Genomic DNA, 21,312 nt, shown 5'->3' with positions numbered 1-21,312 from the left:
TCGATCGCATTCCCCTGGAGTTTTTCCCGTGCGCAATCTTCTGCTGTTCGTCCTCTTCCTGATCGGTCTGTTTTTCGTGCGGCGTGCCCTGCGCCGCACGCTCGGTGGTCTGGGGGGGCGCAAGGAGGAAGGCTTTGGCGGTGGTGCAGGCGGCGCGGCGGGTGCCCGGCCGGGCGCCGAGGCCCCGCGGGAGATGCTGGAGGCCGAGCAGATGGTGGCCTGTGCCCACTGCGGCCTGCATGTGCCGGAGAGCGAGGGGGTGCGCGGCAGTGGTGGCTTCTTCTGTTCGGAGGAGCATCGCCGCCTGGGTGTGCGCGCGTGAAGGCTGACCTTGCCCCAACCCTGGAGGTGCATCTGACCGAGGGGCTGGCCAGGGCCGAGCCCCTGCGTTACCTCAACATTTTCCGGCTGATCCTGGCCGGCTTCTTCCTGGTGGCAGGGCGCCCGCTGCAACTCGGCAGCGATTCCCCAACCCTGTTCATCGCCGCGGCCATTGCCTTCATGGCGGCGGTGCTGATCCTCGGCTTCAAGGATGCCGAGCGCCTCCTCGGCACGTCCCGGCTGGTGACGCTGCAGGTGCTGGTGGATGTCACCCTGTTGACGGTGATCATGTGGACCAGCGGTGGCTACCGCAGCGGCATGCCCATCCTCATCCTGGTGGCCCTGGCAGGGGCCGGGCTGGTGGGGCAGGGGCGCATGGTGCTGTTCTACGCGGCCTATGCCACCGTTGCGGTGCTGCTTGAAAATGCCCTGCGGCTGTTGTCGGGCCGGGATACGGTGGATTTCTTCACTGTGGGCATCACCTGCATCGGCTTCTTCGCCATCGCCCAGGTGGCGCGTCTGCTGGCCCACCGGGCCCTGGCCAACGAAGACCTGGCCCGCCAGCGCGGGGCCGATCTGGCCAACCAGCTGCGCCTCAACCGGCAGATCATCCAGGACATGCAGGACGGCGTGCTGGTGGTGGGCGAGGGGGGCGTGGTGCGCCAGTTCAACCCCCAGGCCGTGGCGCTGCTGGGTGCCTCCCTGCGCGAGGGCATGAGCCTGCAGGCCTGCGCCCCGACCCTCGAGCGGGAAATGCGCCGCCAGGCGGAGCAGGGCGAATCGGCCCACAGCCTGCGTGCCGACGGCAGCGGCAAGATGCTGCTGGTGCGGGCCCTGCCCGCCGGTGATGCCAAGGACACCCTGATCTACCTGGAAGACTTCGACCGCATCCATCGCCAGATCCAGCAGGTCAAGCTGGCGGCCCTGGGGCGCTTGACGGCCAGCATCGCCCACGAGATCCGCAACCCCCTGGCGTCGGTGTACTCGGCGGCGGAGTTGCTGCTGGAAGAAAAACGCAGCGAGATGCAGGCGCGCCTGATCCGCATCATCGGTAACAACGCTCAGCGCATCGACCGCCTGGTGAGCGACGTGCTGGCCCTGGGGCGGCGCGACGAGGCGCTGCCGGAAGAGCTGCAGCTGGCGGAATTCGTGGATGAATTCCTGGAGGAGTTCACCCTCGCCGAGGGGCAGGGCGCCGAGGGCGTGGTGGTGAGCCGCGTGGCGCCCGATGTGACCCTGTGCATGGACCGCACCCACCTCCGCCAGATCCTCTGGAACCTGGTGGGGAATGCCCGCCGGCACTGCAGCGGCGGGCCGGCAGCGGTCATCATCTCGGCCCGGGCCTTCGAAGAAGGTCGGGTTGAGCTGGAAGTCCGGGACGATGGTCCGGGGATCCCGGAGGACCACCGCTCGCAGATCTTCGAGCCTTTCTTCACCACCCATTCCAAGGGCACCGGCCTGGGCCTCTACATCGCCCGGGAGCTGGCCGAAGCCAACGGCGCTGTGCTGGAACTGCTCCCCACCTCCGCAGCTGGTGCCCATTTCCGCATTATCGGACGCGCAAAGCCATGATCCAGAACGAAAGACGGGCCCGCTCCAGCGGGCCGGACGTGCTGATTGTCGACGATGAGGACGATATCCGCGAGCTGCTCGAGCTGAGCCTGCTGCGTCTTGGACTGGCCAGCGACGGGGCAGCGACCCTGGCGGAAGCCCGCAGCCTGCTGGCGGAGAAGCGCTACCGCCTGTGCCTGACCGACATGCGTCTGCCGGATGGGGACGGCCTCGAGCTGGTCCGGCATATTGCCGCGAGCATCAGCGATCTGCCGGTGGCGGTCATCACCGCCTTCGGCAGCATGGACAACGCGGTGACGGCGCTCAAGGCCGGGGCCTTCGACTATCTGTCCAAGCCGGTTTCCATCGACCAGCTGCGGGCTTTGGTCAAATCGGTGTTCTCGGTGCGTGGCAAGGACGAGGATGCCTGCCGCAAAGATACTTCCAGCCTGATCGGCGAATCGCCGGCGATGGTGCAGGTACGTTCCCTGATCGAGAAGCTCTCCCGTAGCCAGGCGCCGGTATTCATCTCCGGCGAGTCGGGCAGCGGCAAGGAGCGGGCGGCGCGGATGATCCACGAACTCGGCCCCCGTTCGGCGGCGCCCTTCGTGGCGGTCAACTGCGGTGCCATCCCCGAGAACCTGATGGAGAGCGAGTTCTTCGGTGCCCGCAAGGGCGCTTTCACGGGGGCTGACAGTGATCGGGAGGGTTTCTTCCAGGCTGCCCACGGTGGCACCCTGTTCCTCGATGAAGTGGGCGACCTGCCGCTGCCCATGCAGGTCAAGCTGCTGCGGGCGATCCAGGAGAAGAAATTCCGCCGCCTCGGCGACACCACCGAGACGGCCGTGGATGTGCGCATCCTCAGCGCCACCCACCAGAACCTGAAGGCCATGGTCGAGGCGGCGCGCTTTCGTCAGGATCTGTTCTACCGCCTCAACGTGATCGAGCTGCGCATGCCGGCCCTGCGTGAGCGCAGCGAGGACATTCCGGCCCTGGCCGAGATCCTGCTCGCGCGGCTGGCGGAATCGTCCGGGATGGAGGTTGCGCGCCTCGCCGATGACGCAGTGCGGGCCCTCGCCGGCTATTCCTTCCCGGGCAATGTGCGCGAGCTGGAGAACATCCTCGAGCGCGCCCTGGCGCTGTCCAGCGGCAGCCTGATCCACGCCGACGACCTGCTCCTCGACCCCGCCGACATGGGCGATAGCAGCCACGCGACGCCGACGACGCCGGGTGGGGCCGACCTCCAGGACTATCTCGACGAAGTGGAGCGCCATGCCATCGAGGACGCCCTCGAGAAATCCGGGGGCAACCGTACGGCCGCGGCCCGGGCCCTGGGCGTCACCTTCCGCTCCCTGCGCTACCGCCTGGAGCGTCTGGGCATGAAGGAGTGATGGACAGCGGGCACACGGCGGCCTCCGGGCACGGGCCTGAGGCGGTCCAGCGGGTCGTCAAGGTTCGGCGTGACTACAACACCTGGGTTGCCCGCGAGACCATCGAAGACTATGCCCTGCGTTTCACCCCGCGCAGCTTCCGGCGTTGGTCCGAGCTGCGGGTGGCCAACATGGCCTTCGGGGTGGCGTCTTTCCTGGTGCTGGAGGCGGTGGGGGCGACCCTGCTGGTGGATTACGGTTTCATCAATGCCCTGTGGGCCATCCTGGCCACCGGGCTGATCATCTTCCTGGCGGGGCTGCCGATCAGTATCTACGCCGCCCGTTACGGCGTAGACATGGATCTGCTGACCCGCGGCGCGGGTTTCGGCTACATCGGCTCCACGCTGACCTCCCTGATCTACGCCTCCTTCACCTTCATCTTCTTCGCCCTCGAGGCGGCGATCATGGCCTATGCCCTTGATCTCGCCTTCGACATTCCACCTGCCTGGGGCTACCTGCTGTGCGCCATCGTGGTGATTCCCCTGGTCACCCATGGAGTCACCACCATCAGCCGTCTGCAGAGCTTGACCCTGCCCGTGTGGGTGGTGATGCTGGTGGTGCCCTACGTGTATGTGTTCAGCGAGCGCCCGGGCATCATCGGCGAGCTGGCCGCCTACGGGGGCGAGCATGGGGCCGGGGCGGGTTTCAGCATCCACGCCTTTGGCGCGGCGCTGACCGTGGGCATCGCCCTGATCACCCAGATGGGCGAGCAGGCGGACTACCTGCGTTTCATGCCCGAGCGCACGGCGGCCAACCGGCGGCGCTGGTGGGCCGGGGTGCTGGTGGGCGGGCCCGGCTGGGTGCTGCTGGGGGTGGTGAAGATGCTCGGCGGGGCGCTGCTGGCCTACCTGGCCATCAGCAACTCGGTGCCGGCGGAGCGGGCGGTGGATCCGAACCAGATGTATCTGGCGGCCTACGAATACGTCTTTCCCAACCTGCACTGGGCGGTGGCGGCCACCGCCCTGTTCGTGGTGGTGTCGCAACTCAAGATCAACGTCACCAACGCCTATGCGGGCTCCCTGGCGTGGTCCAACTTTTTCGCCCGGCTCACCCACAGCCACCCGGGGCGGGTGGTGTGGGTGGTCTTCAACACCCTGATCGCCCTGGTGCTGATGGAGCTGGACGTGTTCCAGGCCCTCGGCAAGGTGCTCGGCCTGTACGCCAACGTGGCCATCTCGTGGATGATGGCGGTGGTGGCCGATCTGGTCATCAACAAGCCCCTGGGCCTGTCGCCGCCGGGCATCGAGTTCAAGCGGGCGCATCTTTACGATGTGAACCCGGTGGGGGTGGGGGCGATGGGGGTCGCCTCGGTGCTGTCGGTGTCGGCCTATCTGGGAGTGTTCGGAGCGGACGCCCAGGCTTTCTCGGCGCTGATCGCCCTCGTCACCGCCTTTGTCACCGCGCCCCTCATCGCCTGGGCCACCGGTGGCCGCTACTACATTGCCCGCAAGCCCGGGCCGGCGCTGGCGGGGGTCCGCCAGTGCGTGATCTGCGAACGGGAATACGAGGCCGACGACCTGGCCCGCTGCCCGGCCTACCAGGGGGACATCTGCTCCCTGTGCTGTTCGCTGGACGCGCGCTGCAACGACCTGTGCAAGCCCCAGGCGCGGCTCTCGGCCCAGTGGTCGGGGGCCATGCGCCGGCTGCTGCCGCGGGTGGTGTGGCCTTACCTGGAGAGCGGGCTCGGCCACTACCTGCTGCTGATGGGCGGCATCGCCCCGGGCCTGGCCCTGCTGGTGTGGCTGCTCCATCACCTGGGGCTCAAGCTGCTCGGCGACAGCGCGGATGCCTTTGCGCCGGCCCTGCAGATGGCCTTTCTGAAGGGCTACGCAGCCTTGCTGCTGCTCTCCGGCCTGGTGGTGTGGTGGCTGGTGCTGACCCACAAGAGCCGCCAGGTGGCCCAGGAGGAGTCCAACCGCCAGACCCACCTGCTGATGCGCGAGATCGAGTCCCACCGGCGTACCGACGAGCAGCTACAGCGGGCCAAGCAGGCCGCGGAGCTGGCCAACCAGGCCAAGAGCCGCTACATCACCGCCATCAGCCACGAGTTGCGCACGCCCCTCAACAGCATCCTCGGCTACGCCCAGATCCTCGACGGTGACGAGACCATTCCGCCGTCCCGGCGTCAGGCCATCAACGTGATCCGGCGCAGCGGCGACCACCTGCTGTCGGTGATCGAGGGCACCCTGGACATCGCCCGCATCGAGGGCGGCAAGCTGGCCCTGGATGTGAAAGCCCTGGATTTCCGCGACTTCATGCAGCAGATCGTCGGCATGTTCGAGCTGCAGGCCCACAACAAGGGGCTGGCCTTCCGCTACGAGCCGAAGGGTGAGATCCCGGCCTTCGTGCGGGCCGACGAAAAGCGGGTGCGCCAGATCCTCATCAACCTGCTCGGCAACGCGCTCAAATTCACCCCCCGGGGGCATATCTGTCTGCGCCTGGCCTACCGCATGGAGATGGCCACCTTCGAGGTCGAGGACAGCGGGCCGGGGATCTCCCCCGAGGAGCAGGAGCGCATCTTCGACCCGTTCTCCCGGGGGTCGTCGGCCCAGGGGGCGGGCGGGGCCGGGCTGGGCCTGACCATCAGCCGCATGTTTGCCGACGTGATGGGCGGCGAGCTGACGCTGGACAGTCGCCCGGGTGAAGGCTGCCGCTTCCGGGTACGCCTCTTCCTGCCCCAGGTGCAGGGGGCGACGGCCGGTGCCGGGCTGCCGCGCAGTCGGCCGGTGGGCTACCAGGGCGTGCGCCGGCGTGTGCTGATCGTGGACAACGAGCGGGTGGACCGGGAGTTCCTGTTCGCCCTGCTGGAGCCCCTGGGCTTCGTGCTGGCCGAGGCGGCGTCCGGCGCGGCCTGCCTGGCCATGCTGGACGATTTCCGCCCCGACCTGATCTTCATGGACCTGGCCATGCCGGGCATGGATGGCTGGGAGACCGTGCGCCGTATCCGCGACGGGGCGCACGCCGCCACGCCGGTGGCCATCATCTCGGCCAATGCCTACGAGCGGGGCATCCATTCGGACGACAACACCCTGGGCATCGGCGCCCGGGATTTCTTCCTCAAACCGGTGCAGGTCAGCGAGCTGCTCGACTGGGTGGGGGAGCGCCTGGGCCTGAGCTGGGTCGAGGCCCATCAGCAGCGCCACGAACCCAGCCTGCCCGCCAGCATGGTCCATCCGCCGGCGGCACTGCTGGAGCCCCTGGCCCGGCAGGTGGAGCTGGGCTACGTGAAGGGCATCCTGGCGCGGCTGGCCGAGATCGAGGCCGCCGACCCCGCCTACGCGCCGTTTGTCGCCGAGGTGCGCGAGCTGGCCCGCAATTTCCGTCTTGACGCCATCGCCCCCCTGCTGGAGAAAGCCCGCCATGTCTGATTTCGACCGGCTCAATTCCGACCTGGTGCTGATCGTGGACGACATCCCCGAGAACCTCTCGGTGCTCCATGATGCCCTTGATGAATCCGGCTACACGGTGCTGGTGGCGACCAACGGCGAGACGGCATTGCAGCGCGCGCGCCACAGCCTGCCCGACGTGATCCTGCTGGACGCCATGATGCCCGGCATCGATGGTTTCGAGGTGGCGCGGCGCCTGAAGGCGGATTTCAGCACCCGCCACATCCCCATCGTGTTCATGACCGGCCTGACCGAGACCGAGCATGTGGTGGCCGCCTTCGAGGCCGGTGGCGCGGACTATGTGACCAAGCCGATCCGTCCCCAGGAGGTCTTGGCGCGCATCGCCGCCCACATGGCCAGCGCCCGCCTGATGAAGCAGGCCCGCACGGCCCTGGATGCCTTCGGGCAGGCCACCCTGGCCCTGCGCCCCGGAAGTGGTCGGGTGGTGTGGCAGACCCCGCTGGCACGCAAGCTGATGAACGACTACTTCCCCGGCCACGAGGATGACGCTCCGGCGGCGGTGATGGCCTGGGTGCATGAGTCGGCCCGGGTGCGCCGGGAGGGGCGGGAGTTTCCGCCCCTGCACATCAACCTGGGGGCCCGGCGCCTGATCTTCAACCTCCACGAGCGTGCCGGTGATGACGAGTGGCTGCTGGTGCTGCGCGAAGAGTCGGACGCCGCGGTGGTGGATGCCCTGATGGCGGCCTTCCGCCTGACCACCCGGGAGGCCGAGGTGCTCTACTGGGTGATCAAGGGCAAGACCAGCCCGGATATCGGCGAGATCCTCGGTTCCAGCCCGCGCACAGTGAACAAGCACCTGGAGCACGTCTTTGCCAAGCTCGGTGTCGAGAACCGCACCGCGGCCGCGTCGGTGGCCATGGCGCGGATCCGCATGGGGGGCGGCCCCGACAGTTAGGTGCTGATACCTGCGGTGGTGGCCAGCAGGGCGGTGATGTCGGCGGCCCGGAGCGGGCGGGCAAACAGGTAGCCTTGCATGATCGGGCACTGGCGCTGGAGCAGGAAGTCGCGCTGGGCCTCGGTCTCGACGCCCTCCGCGACCACGTCAAGGCCCAGGTCCCGGGCGATGGACAGGGTGGCGGTGGCAATCGCCGCGTCCTCGGTATCGCCGGGCAGATCCTGCACGAAGGAGCGGTCGATCTTCAGCCGCGTCAGGGGCAGGCGCTTCAGATAGACCAGGCTCGAGTAGCCGGTGCCAAAGTCATCCAGGGCCAGCCCTATGCCCAGCCGGCGCAGCCTGGCGAACTGGGCCTCGATTTCGGCGCTGGGCTGCATCAGGGCGCTTTCGGTCAGCTCCAGCTCGAAGCTCCGGGGCGATACCCCGGCATCGGCAAACACCTGGCGGACACGATCGACAAAGCCCGGGCGCCGGAACTGCAGGGCCGAGATGTTGATGGCGATGGTCAGGGCCGGCAGGCCGGCCGCCTGCCACTCCGCCTGCTGGCGGGCCGCCTCGTTCAGCACCCAGTCGCCAATGGCTTCGATGAGCCCCGTCTCTTCGGCCAGCGGAATGAACTCGCCCGGGGGGATGCGTCCCCGCTCGGGGTGATTCCAGCGCACCAGGGCTTCTACGCCGATCAGGTGCTGGCCGGGCATGGCCCACTGGGGCTGGTAGTCCAGCTCCAGTTCATCGCGTTCGAGGGCGTGGCGGAGGGCGTTTTCGAGCATCAGGCGGGCATAGGCCCGGGCGTTCATGTCGGGGGTGAAGAAGCGGAAGTCGTTGCGCCCGGCGCTCTTGGCGTCGTACATGGCGGTGTCGGCATGCTTGAGCAGCTGGTCCACGTCATTGCCGTCGGTGGGGTGCAGGGCGATGCCGATGCTGGTGGAGATGGAGAGCTCCTGGCCGTCGATGTCGAAGGGGCGGATCAGGCTGGCGATCAGCTTGCGGGCGACGATGGCGGCGTCCTCGCTGTGGCTCAGCTGGGGCAGCAGCACGACGAACTCGTCACCGCCCAGGCGGGCCAGCACGTCTTCGTCCCGCAGGCACAGGGCCAGGCGCTGGGCGGCGGCAGACAGCAGGCGGTCGCCGACGGGGTGGCCGAGGGTGTCGTTGATCTTCTTGAAATTGTCGAGATCGAGGAAGAGCACGCCGGCTTGCAGCTGGTTGCGCCGGGCGATGGCCAGGGCCTGCTCGGCACGGTTGATCCACAGGCTGCGGTTGGGCAGGCCGGTGAGCCCGTCGTAGTGGGCCAGGTAGTGGATGTGCGCTTCGGCGGCACGGTTGGCGGTGACGTCCTGGACGGTGCCGCGCAGGGTTTTGCCGTTGTCCAGCCCCAGGCCGGCTTCGATGGTGAAGTGCACGATGCGCTGGGTCTCGCCCTGGTCGCCCCAGCGCAGGCGGACGTCGAAGCTGGCGCCGGCGCTGCCCTGGGCAACGTCGTCGAAGGCTTGCTGCAGGCGGGGCTGATCGTCGGGGTGGAGGGCTGCCAGCAGGTTGGCGAGCTTGCCGTCCTGGCTGCGGGGCACCCGCAGGATCGAGAACAGCTCTTCCGACCAATGGCCTTCTCCCGTCTCCGGGTCGGCTTCCCAGCTGCCCAGCTGGGCGATGCGCTCGGCATGGGTGAGCATGGCTTTCTTGGCGCTGAGACGTCGGCTGGCCTCGGCCAGCTCGGCGGTGCGCTGCCGCACCAGTTCTTCGATGCGCCGGGCGCGCCCGGTGGATGAGAGCAGGTAGGCGCCAAGCATGCCCGTGCTGAGCAGGCCGACGGCCAGCACGGTCCACGCCTCCCAGCCCCGGTGCAGCGTGGCATAGCTGGGCTCGGCGACGAAGCGGAGGGTCCAGGCCCGCCCGCCGAAATCGAAGTCCTCCACCCATGGGGCCAGCCCCGCCGGGCCGGCGTCGTCGGCCGTCGGGCAGGGGTCAAGCCCGGACAGGCGGTGGCCGCGGGCTTCGTCGGGGGCCAATTCGGCCAGACAGTAGGCAATGCCATTGATGGCGTTGCGCTGCAGGATGCTGTTGACGGCGTCCTCCACGCGCAGTGCGACGAAGACGAAGCCATCGGCCCGTGGGGCTGCCCGGGTATCGGCCGGGCTGGTGCGCTGATAGATGACCACGCCGAGCTTGCTCTCGGTTTCCTGGGTCAATTCGAAGGCCTGGGTGGCGGCGGCCTTGCCGTCGGCCTGGCTGCGGGCGAGGGCTTCCGCCGAGGCGGGAATCGAGGGAACGTTGAGCCCGAGGGCGCGGTGGTTGGTTTCCAGGGGCGCGATGTAGCGGATCGGGTAGTACCCGGCCTGTCGTGGAGAGGTGTACAGCTGCTTGTTCGGGCCCCGGTCGCGGATGGCGAAGTCGGGATTGTCGAGGGCGCGCCGGGCCGTCGCTTCAAAGGCCTTGCGCTGGGAATCGGGGGTGTAGGGCATCCAGCCGATGCCCTGGATACCCTCGAAGCGGGACAGCCAGGGCAGGGCAAACTGGCGGAAACCCTCGTCATCCAGATCGGGAGCCGCGACCATGACCCGTTCGGTGGCCTGGAGTACGTCGGTGTAGTTGGCGAAACGCTTCAGCATCAGACTGGAAAGGTAGCGGGCGTCCCGTTCGAAGCGGCTCTGCAGGCGCTGTTGTTCCCATTGGGCGACCTGGATCTCCAGCCCAGCGAGGAGTACAAGGGCCACCGACATGGGCAGGGCCAGGCTGCGTCGCCGGGCAGCCCATTCGTGGCGGGGCTGGCCGAGAAAAACGAAGGTGAGCGGCGTGGCGATGAGAATTCCGATGGCGTCGCCGGCCCACCAGTTCCACCCGCTGAAGGGCGCCTCGCTGGGGGCGATGGCACCCGACATGACCAGCGCGGTGGTGCCGAAGCTGGCGCCGATCAGGCAGCTGACGGGGCCGGCAACAAAGAGAAAGCGCAGGATCGTGGTGCCGTTGTCGAGCCCTCTCGGAAAATCGGCCCAGCGCCTGGCCAGGGCTGCGCCGGCAAAGGCCTGCAGGACCGCGCCCACGGCGACCACGAGGGGGGCAAACCAGGCCCAGCCGTCCAGCCCCGAGCGCGTCACGGCCTCGATGTTGGTGAGCAGGGCGCCCATGAATATCGCCGGCCAGATGCCGCGACCGAAGATCAGGACGGCCGCCAGCGCAATGCCGGCGGGGGGGTAAAGGGGGGCGACGTAGCCTGGGGGGATGGCGATGTGCAGGGCCAGCCGGCCGCAGATCGCATAGGCAATGCCGATGATCGCGAGTTGGCGCAGGAAGGAGGCGTGGGGCATGCGGCAGGTTGGTCCGGGCGATGAGGTGGCAGTCCGTCGTTGTGCTGCCTGTCAGGGTGGGGCCGTCATTGGCAGGATCCCTGGGCGTGCTGGCCTTGATTACGGCAGCGCAGCCCGGCGGCTTCAATGCCGCTTGGTGAATTCGGTCATGCCTCTCCGGTTATTGCAATGCGGTAGTATCTCGGTCCCGCATGGATGGTGGCGTCCGGATTTCCGGATGTTGCGTCGCGGGGTAAGGCCGCTGCTCTGTCTGGCAAGGTGGTGGTTCTGTATCCGTGAGTTTGAGGAGGGCGAAATGTCATCAGTGCTAGCCGAAGGTCAGGACAAGCGATCCCGTGCGGAGGTGCTTCCGGTGGCCCTGGCCGCCATGGGCGTGGTTTTCGGCGATATCGGCACGAGCCCCCTCTATACCATGAAGGAGGTCTTCAACGCACACCACGGGCTGGCGGTGACGCCGGAGAACGTGCTGGGTGTGCTGTCCCTGGTGTTCTGGGCGCTGACCATCGTCGTGTCCCTGAAGTACGTGGTGTACATCATGCGGGCCGACAACCGGGGGGAGGGGGGAATCATGGCCCTGACCTCCCTGGCCCTGCGTACCACCCGGTCGCCCCGCGTGGCCGGCCTGATGTCCGCGGTCGGTCTGTTCGGCGCGGCCCTGTTCTACGGCGACGGGGTGATCACGCCGGCGATCTCGGTGCTGTCGGCGGTGGAAGGGCTGGAGGTGGCAACGCCGGCTTTCCGGCCCTACGTCCTGCCGATCTCGCTGGTGGTGCTGACCGGCCTGTTCGTGATCCAGAGCAAGGGCACGGCACGGGTGGGAGCGGTGTTCGGCCCGGTGATGCTGTTCTGGTTCACCACCCTCGGAGTGCTCGGGGCGATGAACGTGATGCGTCACCCCGATGTGCTGCAAGCGATCAACCCGATGCACGCGGTGCACTTCTTCGCCACCAACAAGACCCTTGGTTTTCTGGCCCTGGGTGCTGTGGTGCTGGCGATCACCGGGGGTGAAGCCCTGTATGCGGACATGGGGCACTTCGGGCGGCGGCCCATCAAGGTGGCCTGGTTCGGCTATGTGTTCCCGGCCCTGTATCTGAACTACCTGGGGCAGGGGGCCCTGATCCTCGACGATCCGTCGGCCGTGAAGAATCCCTTCTACCTGCTGGTCCCGGAGCCGCTGCTGTACCCCATGGTCGGGCTGTCCACGCTGGCCACCATCATCGCCTCCCAGGCGGTGATCTCAGGGGCCTTCTCCCTCACCAAGCAGGCCGTCCAGCTGGGCTATTCGCCGCGTATCCACGTGATTCACACCTCTGAAAAGGAAGTCGGGCAGATTTACGTCCCGAACGTGAACTGGATGCTGCTGGGGGCGGTGATTGCGCTGGTGCTCGGTTTCCGCTCGTCGAGTGCGCTGGCCTCGGCCTACGGGATTGCCGTGACGCTGACCATGATGATCGACACGGTGCTGGCCTTCTTCGTCGTCCGGGCCTTGTGGAAGTGGAGCTGGGGGCCGGCGCTGGGGTTTCTGGCCTTGTTCTTCACAGTGGATTTCGCCTTCTTTTCCGCCAACACGGTCAAGATCTTTGACGGAGGCTGGTTTCCGCTGGTCCTCGGCCTCGCCATCCATGCCCTGCTGATGACCTGGAAGAAGGGACGGGCTGCGCTGACGGCGCGGATGCAGGTGGACACCATGCCCCTCGACCTGTTCATCCAGTCCATGTTCCATGATCCCCCCATCCGTGTGCCGGGGACGGGGGTGTTCATGACGACGGCCCCGGACGGTGTGCCCCGGGCGCTGCTCCACAACCTGCTGCACAACAAGGTGCTGCATGCCCGGGTGGTGCTGGTGACGATGATTACCGAAGATGTGCCCTATGTGCCGGGGAGCGAGCGGGTGCGGGTCGAGGAGCTGGATTACGGCTTCTATCGGGTGTTTGTCCGCTACGGCTTCAAGGATGATCCGGACATTCCGGCGGCGCTGGCCCTGGGCGAAACCCAGGGGCTGTCCTTCGATCTGATGGAGTCGTCCTTCTTCCTCGGCCGCGAGACCCTGATCCCGCGCGCCGGCTCCGTCCTTGGACGCTGGCGTGAGCTGCTGTTCATCCTGATGTTCAGGAACGCCCACAGTGCGGCGGATTTCTTCTGCATCCCGGCCAATCGGGTGGTTGAGTTTGGTACCCAGATTGAGTTGTGAGAAGCGCCGCCGCCGGCGCTCTATGGGCGGTTTGCCCATACATCGAATTTATGTGAAATGTAATTTTCGCGTGACGGGGATCACGGGAGCAAAGGCGGCTTCGCGCTATTGTTCGACCATACATTTTTTCACGCATTTTGCAATTTTGAAGGGCGCCAATCGAACGACCTCACCCGGTCTTCATACATAATGCGCCGCAACATCCGGATGCTGTCGTGCCGGCTACTTCCTGAAACGTTCAATTGCATGGGCGGCAGCCTCGAAAGGGTTGCCGAAGCTCGAGATGCTCAAACTCTTCAATCATTACGTTCCGTCCAACACCGTCCTGCAGGTCGTCATCGATGCGATGCTCCTGTTCGTGGCCGTGATCGTGGCGTTCGTGCTGCAGAGCAAGGTGGACGGGCCCCTGATCGCAACGGTGGTGCCGTCGGCGCTGGCCTTTGCCGCCACGATGATGATCCTCAACGGCGCGCTGGGGCTTTACCGCGCCGGTTTTGGCAGCGGTTTCCGTGAGACCCTGTTGCGCGTGGCGATGTCCATCGCGCTCAGCATTCCCGTCGCCTACGGTATCTTCCAGGTCCTGCCCTGGGGCGAGTTTGCCCATGAGGCGATGGAGCTCAATGTGGTGGCGCTTCTGGGGTTTGTTGTCGTGGCCCGAGGTTTCTCTGTGCGGCGTGTGGGAGCAGGCGTGTTGGTAAAACGGATCATGGTGATTGGCACGGGGGCGGATGCGGTGGCGGTGGAGAATGCGCTCTCCCATTCCTCCGGCAGGGGGCTCCAGGTTGTGGGCTTCTTTCCTTCCGGTCAGGGCGAAGAAGTGCGTGTCGATCCGAAGCGGATCATCCACTTTGATGGCAACCTGCTCGCAACGGCCAACCACCTGAAGGTCAATGAGATCATCGTCGCCCTCAAGGAGCGCCGCGGTGGCGTCATTCCCCTGCGCGAACTCCTCGACTGCAAGATGGCGGGCATCAAGGTGCTCGACCTCTCCAGCTTCTTCGAGCGTGTCCGCGGTCAGGTGCGCATCGACTCCCTGCGGGCCAGCTGGCTGATCTATGGCGAGGGTTTCCGTCAAGGCTGGAGCCGCACCCTGGTAAAGCGCGTGTTCGACATCGTCGCCTCTCTCGGGCTGCTCATCCTGGCGGCCCCCGTGATGGTGCTGGCAGCCCTGCTGATCGTCATCGAAGACGGCGCGCCGGTGTTCTATCGTCAGGAGCGGGTCGGTCTTGGCGGGCGCCTGTTCAAGGTGACCAAGTTCCGCAGCATGCGTCGCGACGCCGAGCGCGACGGCAAGCCGCGCTGGGCCAGCGCCAACGACGACCGCGTCACCCGTATCGGGCGCTTCATCCGCAAGGTGCGCATCGATGAGCTGCCGCAGCTGTTCAACGTCCTCAAGGGCGACATGAGCCTGGTGGGGCCGCGGCCCGAGCGTCCCTTCTTCGTTGATCAGCTGACCCGTGACATCCCCTTCTATGCGGTGCGCCACTGCGTCAAGCCCGGGGTTACCGGCTGGGCACAGGTTCGCTACCAGTACGGTTCGTCGGTGGATGATGCGATCAACAAGCTGCAGTACGACCTTTATTACGTCAAGAATCACACCCTGTTCCTCGATACCGTTGTTCTCTTCGAGACCGTGCGGGTGGTGCTGACCGGCGACGGCGCCCACTGACCCTGTCGCTGACTCCCCACCAGCGGGGAGGTTTGACGCTCCCGCCATGTCCGGGAGCGTTTGTTTTTCTGCCGAGGCCCGATGGAATCCACGTTTTCCCAAGTGTCCGCGTGGAGTCACGCGATTGCGACGGTCGTCCATGCGCTGTTCGCGGTGTACCTCGGCCTGGCGTGGCGCCATGGTTCGCGGGGGTCCTTCCTGATCGGTGCCATGGCGGTCAGTGCCCTGTGGGCATCGGCCAACTGGGCCTTCGCCCTGACGGGCTGGAACTGGATCTTCCTGCTGGGCAATGTGCTCGACGTGCTGCGCATGGGCGCGTGGTTCGGCTTTCTGCTCGCGCTTGTCTTCCAGCCCGCAGCCGGGGCCAGTGCAGGGCCGCCTCCACGCTGGCCTAAGCCGATGACCCTGGCGGTGGTCTCCCTGGGCGCCGTCGGTGTGGTGTGTTTTTCCCTTAATCTGCCCATTTACGGGACGCCACTGCGTACCTGGGCGGCTACCTCGTTGCTGACGGCGGTCTTCGGGCTCGTCCTGCTCGAGCTCTTCTATCGTTCCGTGCCCGAGCGTTCCCGCTGGGGGATCAAGCCCATGGCACTGGGGCTTGCCGCGCTGTTTGCGTTCGATGTCTATCTGTTTGCCGACTCCCTGCTGTTCAGCCGGATCCACGCCGTCATCTGGAGCGCCCGCGGCTTTGCGCACACCTTGATCATTCCTCTGGTGGCCATCTCCGCGTCGCGGAATCCCGAGTGGACCTTCCGGGTGTCGATTTCCCGGCATGTGGTGTTCCATTCAACGGCGCTGGCGGTATCCGGTGTGTACCTGCTGCTGATCGCCGGTGCCGGCTACTACATGCGGTACTTCGGCGGGGAGTGGGGCGAGGCGCTGCAGTTGGTGATGCTCTTTGGTGGTGGCCTCTTTCTGGGGGTGCTGGTCTTCTCAGGGGCTTTCCGTGCGCGTCTGAAGGTGCTGCTGGCCAAGCACTTCTTTGCCTACCGTTATGACTATCGGACCGAGTGGCTGGGTGTGACCCAGGCCCTGTCGGTGGCGGGGGATGGACTCAGCCTGGGGGAGTCTGTCGTCAAGGCCCTGGCCGATCTGGTCGAGAGCCCGGGGGGCGGGGTGTGGCTGAGGGATGCCAACGGCTGTTTCAGCCAGCAGGCCAGGCTCAACATGCCCCATTACGGGCTTGTCGAGAATGAGGGTTCCGCCTTCACGGCTTTCCTGCTCGAGCGCGAGTGGGTGGTGAATCTCGCCGAGCTGCGCAGCGGGTTCTCGGTGAGCGGGGATGGTGTTGCGCTGCCTGAATGGACCCCCGAGGTGACGGACATGTGGCTGATCGTGCCGCTGATTTCGTCGGGGGTGCTGGTGGGTTTCGTCATCCTTCTTACGCCGCGCACGCCGGTGGATGTCAACTGGGAGGTGCTCGATCTCCTGAAGATGGCGGGCCGTCAGGCGGCCAGTTACTTTGCCCGCATGCAGGCCGCGGAGGCGCTCATCGAGGCTCGCAAGTTCGATGCCTTCAACCGCATGTCGGCCTTCGTGGTCCACGATCTGAAAAACCTGGTGGCCCAGATGTCCCTGATGTTGCGCAATGCCGAGCGACACAAGGACAATCCGGAGTTCCAGGCCGACATGCTGGACACCGTCCGACATGTTGAAGAACGGATGCGCGGCCTGATGACCCAGCTCATGGAGAAGACGCCGATCAACCAGCGCAAGCCGGTTTCCCTCGGGGCCTTGCTCGAGCATGTGGTGCAGTCCAAACGAATGTACATTCCCTGTCCGGTGCTGCTCGACGGCGCTCCGGAAGTCTCCGTTCTGGCGCATGCCGAGCGGCTTGAACGCATCCTCGGGCATATCGTGCAAAATGCCCTCGACGCCACTCCCGAGCATGGTAGTGTGTCAGTAGAGCTATCCCGGGAGCGTAACCAGGCATGCATCACGGTTCGGGATACCGGATCGGGCATGTCAGCCGCATTCATCCGGGAGCAGCTCTTCAAGCCTTTCCAGACGACGAAGGCGAGCGGAATGGGCATCGGCGCCTACGAGGCACAGCAATATGTGCAGGAACTGGGGGGCAGCCTGAGCGTTGCCAGCGATGTGGGAGCAGGAACCCGGTTCGACATCCGATTGCCCATTGCCGAGTCCGTCCGGAAAGACGGTAACGAAGCGATGGCAAACTAGGGAATATGAGCGAGAAACGCAGGACATTGCTGATCGTCGAGGACGATCCCGCACTGCAGAAGCAGATGCGCTGGGCCTTCGATCAGTACGAAACAGTGGTTGCCAACAATCGGGAAGAAGCCATTGCCCAGTTGCGGCGGCATGAGCCTGCCGTGGTCACGATGGATCTCGGCCTGCCGCCGTCTCCCGACGACGTGACCGAGGGTTTCCGCCTGCTGGGCGAGATCCTGGCCCTGGCGCCCGATACCAAGGTCGTGGTCCTGACCGGCCAGCACGACCGGGAAAACGCCGTGCGTGCGGTGGGCATGGGCGCCTACGACTTCTTCGCCAAGCCTTTTGAACCGGAACTCCTGTCCCTGACCCTCGACCGGGCGCTGCGTCTCTATGATCTGCAGCAGGACAACCGCCGCCTCAAGATCCAGCAGGGCAGCGCCCTGTCGGGCGTGATTACCCGGGATGCCGGGATGCTCAAGCTGTGCCGGCTCATCGAGCGGGTGGCCTCGGCCAATGTCACGGTGATGCTGCTTGGCGAAAGCGGGACGGGCAAGGAAGTGCTGGCCCGCGGCCTGCACGAGCTGTCTCCGCGCCGCAACGAGCGCTTCGTCGCCATCAACTGTGCGGCGATTCCCGAGAATCTCCTCGAGAGCGAGCTTTTCGGCTACGAAAAGGGCGCCTTCACCGGTGCCGTCAAGCAGACCCTCGGCAAGATCGAGGTGGCCAACAAGGGCACACTGTTCCTCGATGAAATCGGCGATCTGCCCATGCCCCTGCAGGCCAAGCTGCTGCGCTTCCTGCAGGAGCGCGTGATCGAGCGCATCGGTGGCCGGGAGGAAATTCCGGTGGATGTGCGCATCGTCTGCGCTACCCACCAGGATGTGAAAGGCCTGATCCAGGCGGGCCGCTTCCGTGAGGATCTTTACTACCGGCTGGCGGAAATCGTGGTGGACATCCCCGCACTGCGCGACCGCGACGGTGACGCGGTGCTGCTGGCCCATGCATTCGTGCAGCGCTTTGCCAACGATCACGGGCGGGGCTCCATGTCCCTCACCGACGATGCAGTGCAGAGCATTGAGCTGCACCGCTGGCCCGGTAACATCCGGGAACTCGAAAACGCGATCAAGCGCGCCGTGATCATGGCCGACGGCAACTGCATCACCGCGGACGACATCGGTCTCAATCAGGACGACAGCGACGAAGGCCTGCAGGCGCTCAACCTCCGCGAGGTTCGCGAGGAAGCCGAGCGGCGCGCGGTGGTCCGCGTGATGGCCCGGGTGAATGGCAACGTGGCGCGGGCCGCCGAGGTGCTGGGCATCAGTCGCCCCACTCTTTATGATTTGATGAACCGCTTCGGACTCAAGAAAGAAATCTCAACGTGATTCAAGGATCCATGCAGATGCGTTCCCAGACCAAACGAAACCGGGTGCGGAACACCGCCGTCAGCGCCCTCTGTGTCCTGCTGCTTGCTGCCTGTGGCGACAGTCCCGAATCCATGATCAGCTCGGCCAAGGAGTACATGGCCAAGAACGACCGCAACGCGGCGTCGATCCAGCTCAAGAATGCACTGCAGAAGAACCCGGCGCTGGCGGAAGCCCGCTTCCTGCTGGGCAAGGTGAATTACGAGCAGGGCGATTATCCTGGTGCCGAGAAGGAACTGTCCCGTGCCCTTGATGGCGGTTATGCCCCGGACCAGGTCGTCCCCTTGCTCGCCCAGGCCATGCTCTCCAGCGGTCAGGGGCAGCGTCTCCTCACCGAACTTGCCGGCAAGGAGCTGACCCAGCCGGAAGCCAAGGCCTCGCTGCTGACCTCCGTGGGTTTTGCCGAGCTGCAGCAGGGCAAGCGCAGTGCCGCCCAGGATAGGTTCAAGGCCGCGATCCAGGTATCTGAGGGCTTCCCCCTCGCCCGCGTCGGTCTGGCCCGCATGCACGCCCTCGACAAGGACATCGATGGTGCCCTGACGGAAGTCGAGGACGTTCTGAAGGTGGCCCCGAAGCTGCCCGAGGCCCATAGCCTGCGTGGTGACCTCCTGCTCGCGAAGAACCGGACCGATGAAGCGATTACCGCCTACGAGGCCGTGATCGACGCCAAGCCCACCGAGATCTCCGCGCACCAGAGCGTGATCTCCCTGCTCATCCGCGCCAACAAGCTCGAAGCCGCCCAGGCCAAGGTCGTGGCCCTGCGCAAGGCGGTGGGCAACCACCCGTTGGCGATCTACATGCAGGCCTTCCTTGACGTCAAGAACGGCAAGAACAAGGAAGCCTACGAGGGCATCCAGCAGGTGCTGCGTGCAGCGCCCGAGTATGTTCCGGCGCTGCTGCTTGCGTCTGCCCTCCAACTGCAGCGGAACGACTTCGCCCAGGCCCAGCAGAATCTCGGCAAGGTCCTCGACAAGATCCCCACCCAGGCCTACGCACGGCGCCTGATGGTTTCCGCCCACCTGGGTGCGCGGGAGCCTGGCAAAGCCCTCGAGATGCTTCAGCCGCTGCTCAAGGATCATGCGGACGATGTCGCGGTGCTCAACCTGGCAGGTCAGGTCTATGCCATGAATGGCGACTTCACCCGTTCCGAAGAGTACTTCGGGCGCGCCGCCAAGGCCGACCCCAACAACGCCCAGTACCGGACCCGCCTCGGTGTGTCGCGTCTGGCCGGTGGTGAGACCGACCGCGCTTTCCAGGATCTCGAGGCCGCCTCCGCCCTGGATGCCGACAACATCCAGGCCGACGTCACCCTGATCATGGCTCACTTGCGTCGCAATGAGACCGCCAAGGCCATGAGCGCGGTGCAGACCCTCGAGAAGAAGAAGCCCAACGATCCGGTCACCCACAACATGAAGGGGGGTGTGCTGCTGGTGCTGAAGGATGCAGCCGGTGCCCGCAAGGCCTTCGACAAGGCACTGGAGCTGAAGCCTGATTTCCTGCCGGCCCTGAGTAACCTGGCCCGTCTCGATATCCAGGACAAGCAGCTCGACGTTGCCCGCAAGCGTTACGAGGGCTTCCTGGCCAAGAACCCCAGCCATGCCCAGGCCTATCTCCAGTACGCCGAGTTCCTGGCGATGACTGGCGGCCAGGCCAAGGACGTGCAGGCCGTGCTGGAGAAGGGGCTCGCTGCCAGCCCCACTTCGCTGCCCCTGCGTCTCGCCCTGATCCGGATGCTGGTCCAGGCCAGCGATGCCAAGCGCGCACTGACCCTCGCCCAGGAAGCGGCGGTCGCTGCGCCTGAAGAGCCCGCCGTGCTGGATCTGCTGGGTCGCTCCCAGGTCGCCGCCGGTGAAATGCAGCAGGCCCTTGCCACCTACGGCAAGCTGGCCGCGCGTCTGCCTTCGTCGCCGATCCCGCTGATTGCCATGGCGGATCTGATGATGGGTACCAAGGACATCGCTGGTGCCGAGCAGAACCTGCGCAAGGCGCTGTCGGTCAAGGCCGACTCCCTCGAGGCTCAGCAGCGCCTGGTCGCCATCCTGCTGAACAACAAGCGTGGGGATGCGGCGATCGCCGTCGCCAAGGACGTCCAGCGCCAGCGCAAGGACTCGGCCATCGGTTACATCCTCGAGGCGGAAAGCCTGCTGTCGATCGGCAAGCGTACGGAGGCCGTCAAACTCTACGAAGAGGCCTACAAGCGCGAGAAGAGCGCCGCCTCGATCCTGCGCCTGCACAACGCCCACGTGGCTGCGAACCAGCCCCAGGAAGCCAGTCGCGTGGCAGCCGACTGGATCAAGGCCAACCCCAAGGATCTCACGGTGCGCACCTATCTGGCCGAGCGCAGCCTCGCCGAGCAGAAGTACGATCAGGCCGTACAGCAATATCGCCAGATGCAGGAGATCGCCCCCAAGAACCCGATGGTGCTGAACAACCTGGCCTGGGCCCTGGGCAAGCTCAACGACAAGAGCGCCGTAGGCGTTGCCCAGCAGGCGGTGGCCCTTGCGCCGAACAGCCCGGTGGTTCTCGATACCCTCGGTACGCTGCAGTTTGAGACTGGTGATAAGGCCAAGGGCCTGGAGAACCTCAAGAAGGCTGTCAGCCTCGGCCCGAATCTGCCGCAGTTGCGCTTCAGCCTGGCCAAGGCCCTGGCAGCCAATGGCGACAAGGACGGTGCCCGCAAGGAGCTCGATGCCGCCCTCAAGAATGCTCCGGACAAGGCGCCGATCCGCAAGGAGATCGAGAAGCTCCGCGCCACCCTCTGACATCTGCTTTGACACTATTTACCAACTTGGACTCTTTTCAGGATTGACCTCATGAGCACCATTGCAGTAATCGGCCTCGGCTACGTTGGCCTGCCCCTCGCCGTTGAATTTGGCAAGAAGATGAAGACCGTCGGTTTCGACCTGTCCGTGGAGAAGGTGGAGTCCTACGGCCGTTTCATCGACCCGAC

The 21,312-nt window shown here is 65.8% G+C and carries 11 protein-coding genes and 1 pseudogene; 11 read left to right on the top strand and 1 reads right to left on the bottom strand.

Annotation, left to right across the window (positions count from 1 at the left end; all coding sequences use genetic code 11):
• Positions 1-28 precede the first annotated feature (28 nt).
• Genes L6Q67_RS20295 through L6Q67_RS20275 form a run of 5 tightly spaced genes read left to right on the top strand, consistent with a single transcriptional unit; the run spans position 29 to position 7,604 of the window.
• Positions 29-322, top strand: a complete 294-nt coding sequence (locus L6Q67_RS20295; protein WP_296573982.1) for a PP0621 family protein — start codon at positions 29-31, stop codon at positions 320-322.
• The gene (locus tag L6Q67_RS20290; RefSeq protein WP_296573979.1) at positions 319-1,893 is read left to right on the top strand and encodes a HAMP domain-containing sensor histidine kinase; all 1,575 of its coding nucleotides are present in this window, start codon (positions 319-321) and stop codon (positions 1,891-1,893) included. The genes L6Q67_RS20295 and L6Q67_RS20290 overlap by 4 nt, the downstream gene beginning before the upstream one ends.
• Positions 1,890-3,263 (top strand): sigma-54 dependent transcriptional regulator, encoded by a 1,374-nt coding sequence (locus L6Q67_RS20285; protein ID WP_296573976.1) that lies wholly within the window; start codon positions 1,890-1,892, stop codon positions 3,261-3,263. The genes L6Q67_RS20290 and L6Q67_RS20285 overlap by 4 nt, the downstream gene beginning before the upstream one ends.
• Positions 3,263-6,670 carry an ATP-binding protein gene (locus L6Q67_RS20280; RefSeq protein ID WP_296573973.1) on the top strand — a complete coding sequence of 1,136 codons (3,408 nt, stop codon included), beginning with the start codon at positions 3,263-3,265 and terminating at the stop codon, positions 6,668-6,670. The genes L6Q67_RS20285 and L6Q67_RS20280 overlap by 1 nt, the downstream gene beginning before the upstream one ends.
• The gene (locus L6Q67_RS20275) at positions 6,663-7,604 is read left to right on the top strand and encodes a response regulator transcription factor (RefSeq protein ID WP_296573970.1); all 942 of its coding nucleotides are present in this window, start codon (positions 6,663-6,665) and stop codon (positions 7,602-7,604) included. The genes L6Q67_RS20280 and L6Q67_RS20275 overlap by 8 nt, the downstream gene beginning before the upstream one ends.
• Here the strand turns inward: L6Q67_RS20275 and L6Q67_RS20270 are convergent.
• Positions 7,601-10,906: an EAL domain-containing protein gene (locus tag L6Q67_RS20270; protein ID WP_296573967.1), complete on the bottom strand. Its 3,306-nt coding sequence runs from the start codon at positions 10,904-10,906 to the stop codon at positions 7,601-7,603. The two genes, L6Q67_RS20275 and L6Q67_RS20270, sit on opposite strands and share 4 nt — an antisense overlap.
• Positions 10,907-11,201: 295 nt before the next feature.
• On the opposite strand from L6Q67_RS20270, the gene L6Q67_RS20265 reads away from it, so the two are divergent.
• The 6 genes and pseudogenes from L6Q67_RS20265 to L6Q67_RS20240 form a co-directional block, all read left to right on the top strand.
• Positions 11,202-13,097: a potassium transporter Kup gene (locus L6Q67_RS20265; protein ID WP_296573965.1), complete on the top strand. Its 1,896-nt coding sequence runs from the start codon at positions 11,202-11,204 to the stop codon at positions 13,095-13,097.
• 283 nt (positions 13,098-13,380) lie between these two features.
• A complete protein-coding gene (locus tag L6Q67_RS20260) occupies positions 13,381-14,766 on the top strand; it encodes a TIGR03013 family XrtA/PEP-CTERM system glycosyltransferase (protein WP_296573961.1) in 1,386 nt (461 codons plus the stop codon).
• A gap of 102 nt (positions 14,767-14,868) precedes the next feature.
• Entirely contained in the window at positions 14,869-16,947 is a 2,079-nt protein-coding gene (gene prsK, locus L6Q67_RS20255) for an XrtA/PEP-CTERM system histidine kinase PrsK (protein ID WP_296573956.1), read from the top strand.
• A 5-nt stretch (positions 16,948-16,952) separates the two neighbouring features.
• Positions 16,953-18,323: a PEP-CTERM-box response regulator transcription factor gene (gene prsR / locus L6Q67_RS20250; protein ID WP_296573955.1), complete on the top strand. Its 1,371-nt coding sequence runs from the start codon at positions 16,953-16,955 to the stop codon at positions 18,321-18,323.
• A 17-nt stretch (positions 18,324-18,340) separates the two neighbouring features.
• Positions 18,341-21,124, top strand: a complete 2,784-nt coding sequence (gene prsT, locus L6Q67_RS20245; protein ID WP_296573952.1) for an XrtA/PEP-CTERM system TPR-repeat protein PrsT — start codon at positions 18,341-18,343, stop codon at positions 21,122-21,124.
• 51 nt (positions 21,125-21,175) lie between these two features.
• Positions 21,176-21,312, top strand: a pseudogene (locus tag L6Q67_RS20240) (nucleotide sugar dehydrogenase); the annotation flags it as partial.

Origin of the sequence: Zoogloea sp. (genome assembly GCF_023150065.1) — a bacterium.
Classification (GTDB): domain Bacteria; phylum Pseudomonadota; class Gammaproteobacteria; order Burkholderiales; family Rhodocyclaceae; genus Zoogloea.
Note: the sequence above shows the minus strand (reverse complement) of the source record. Positions and strands in the feature narration are given on the sequence as shown.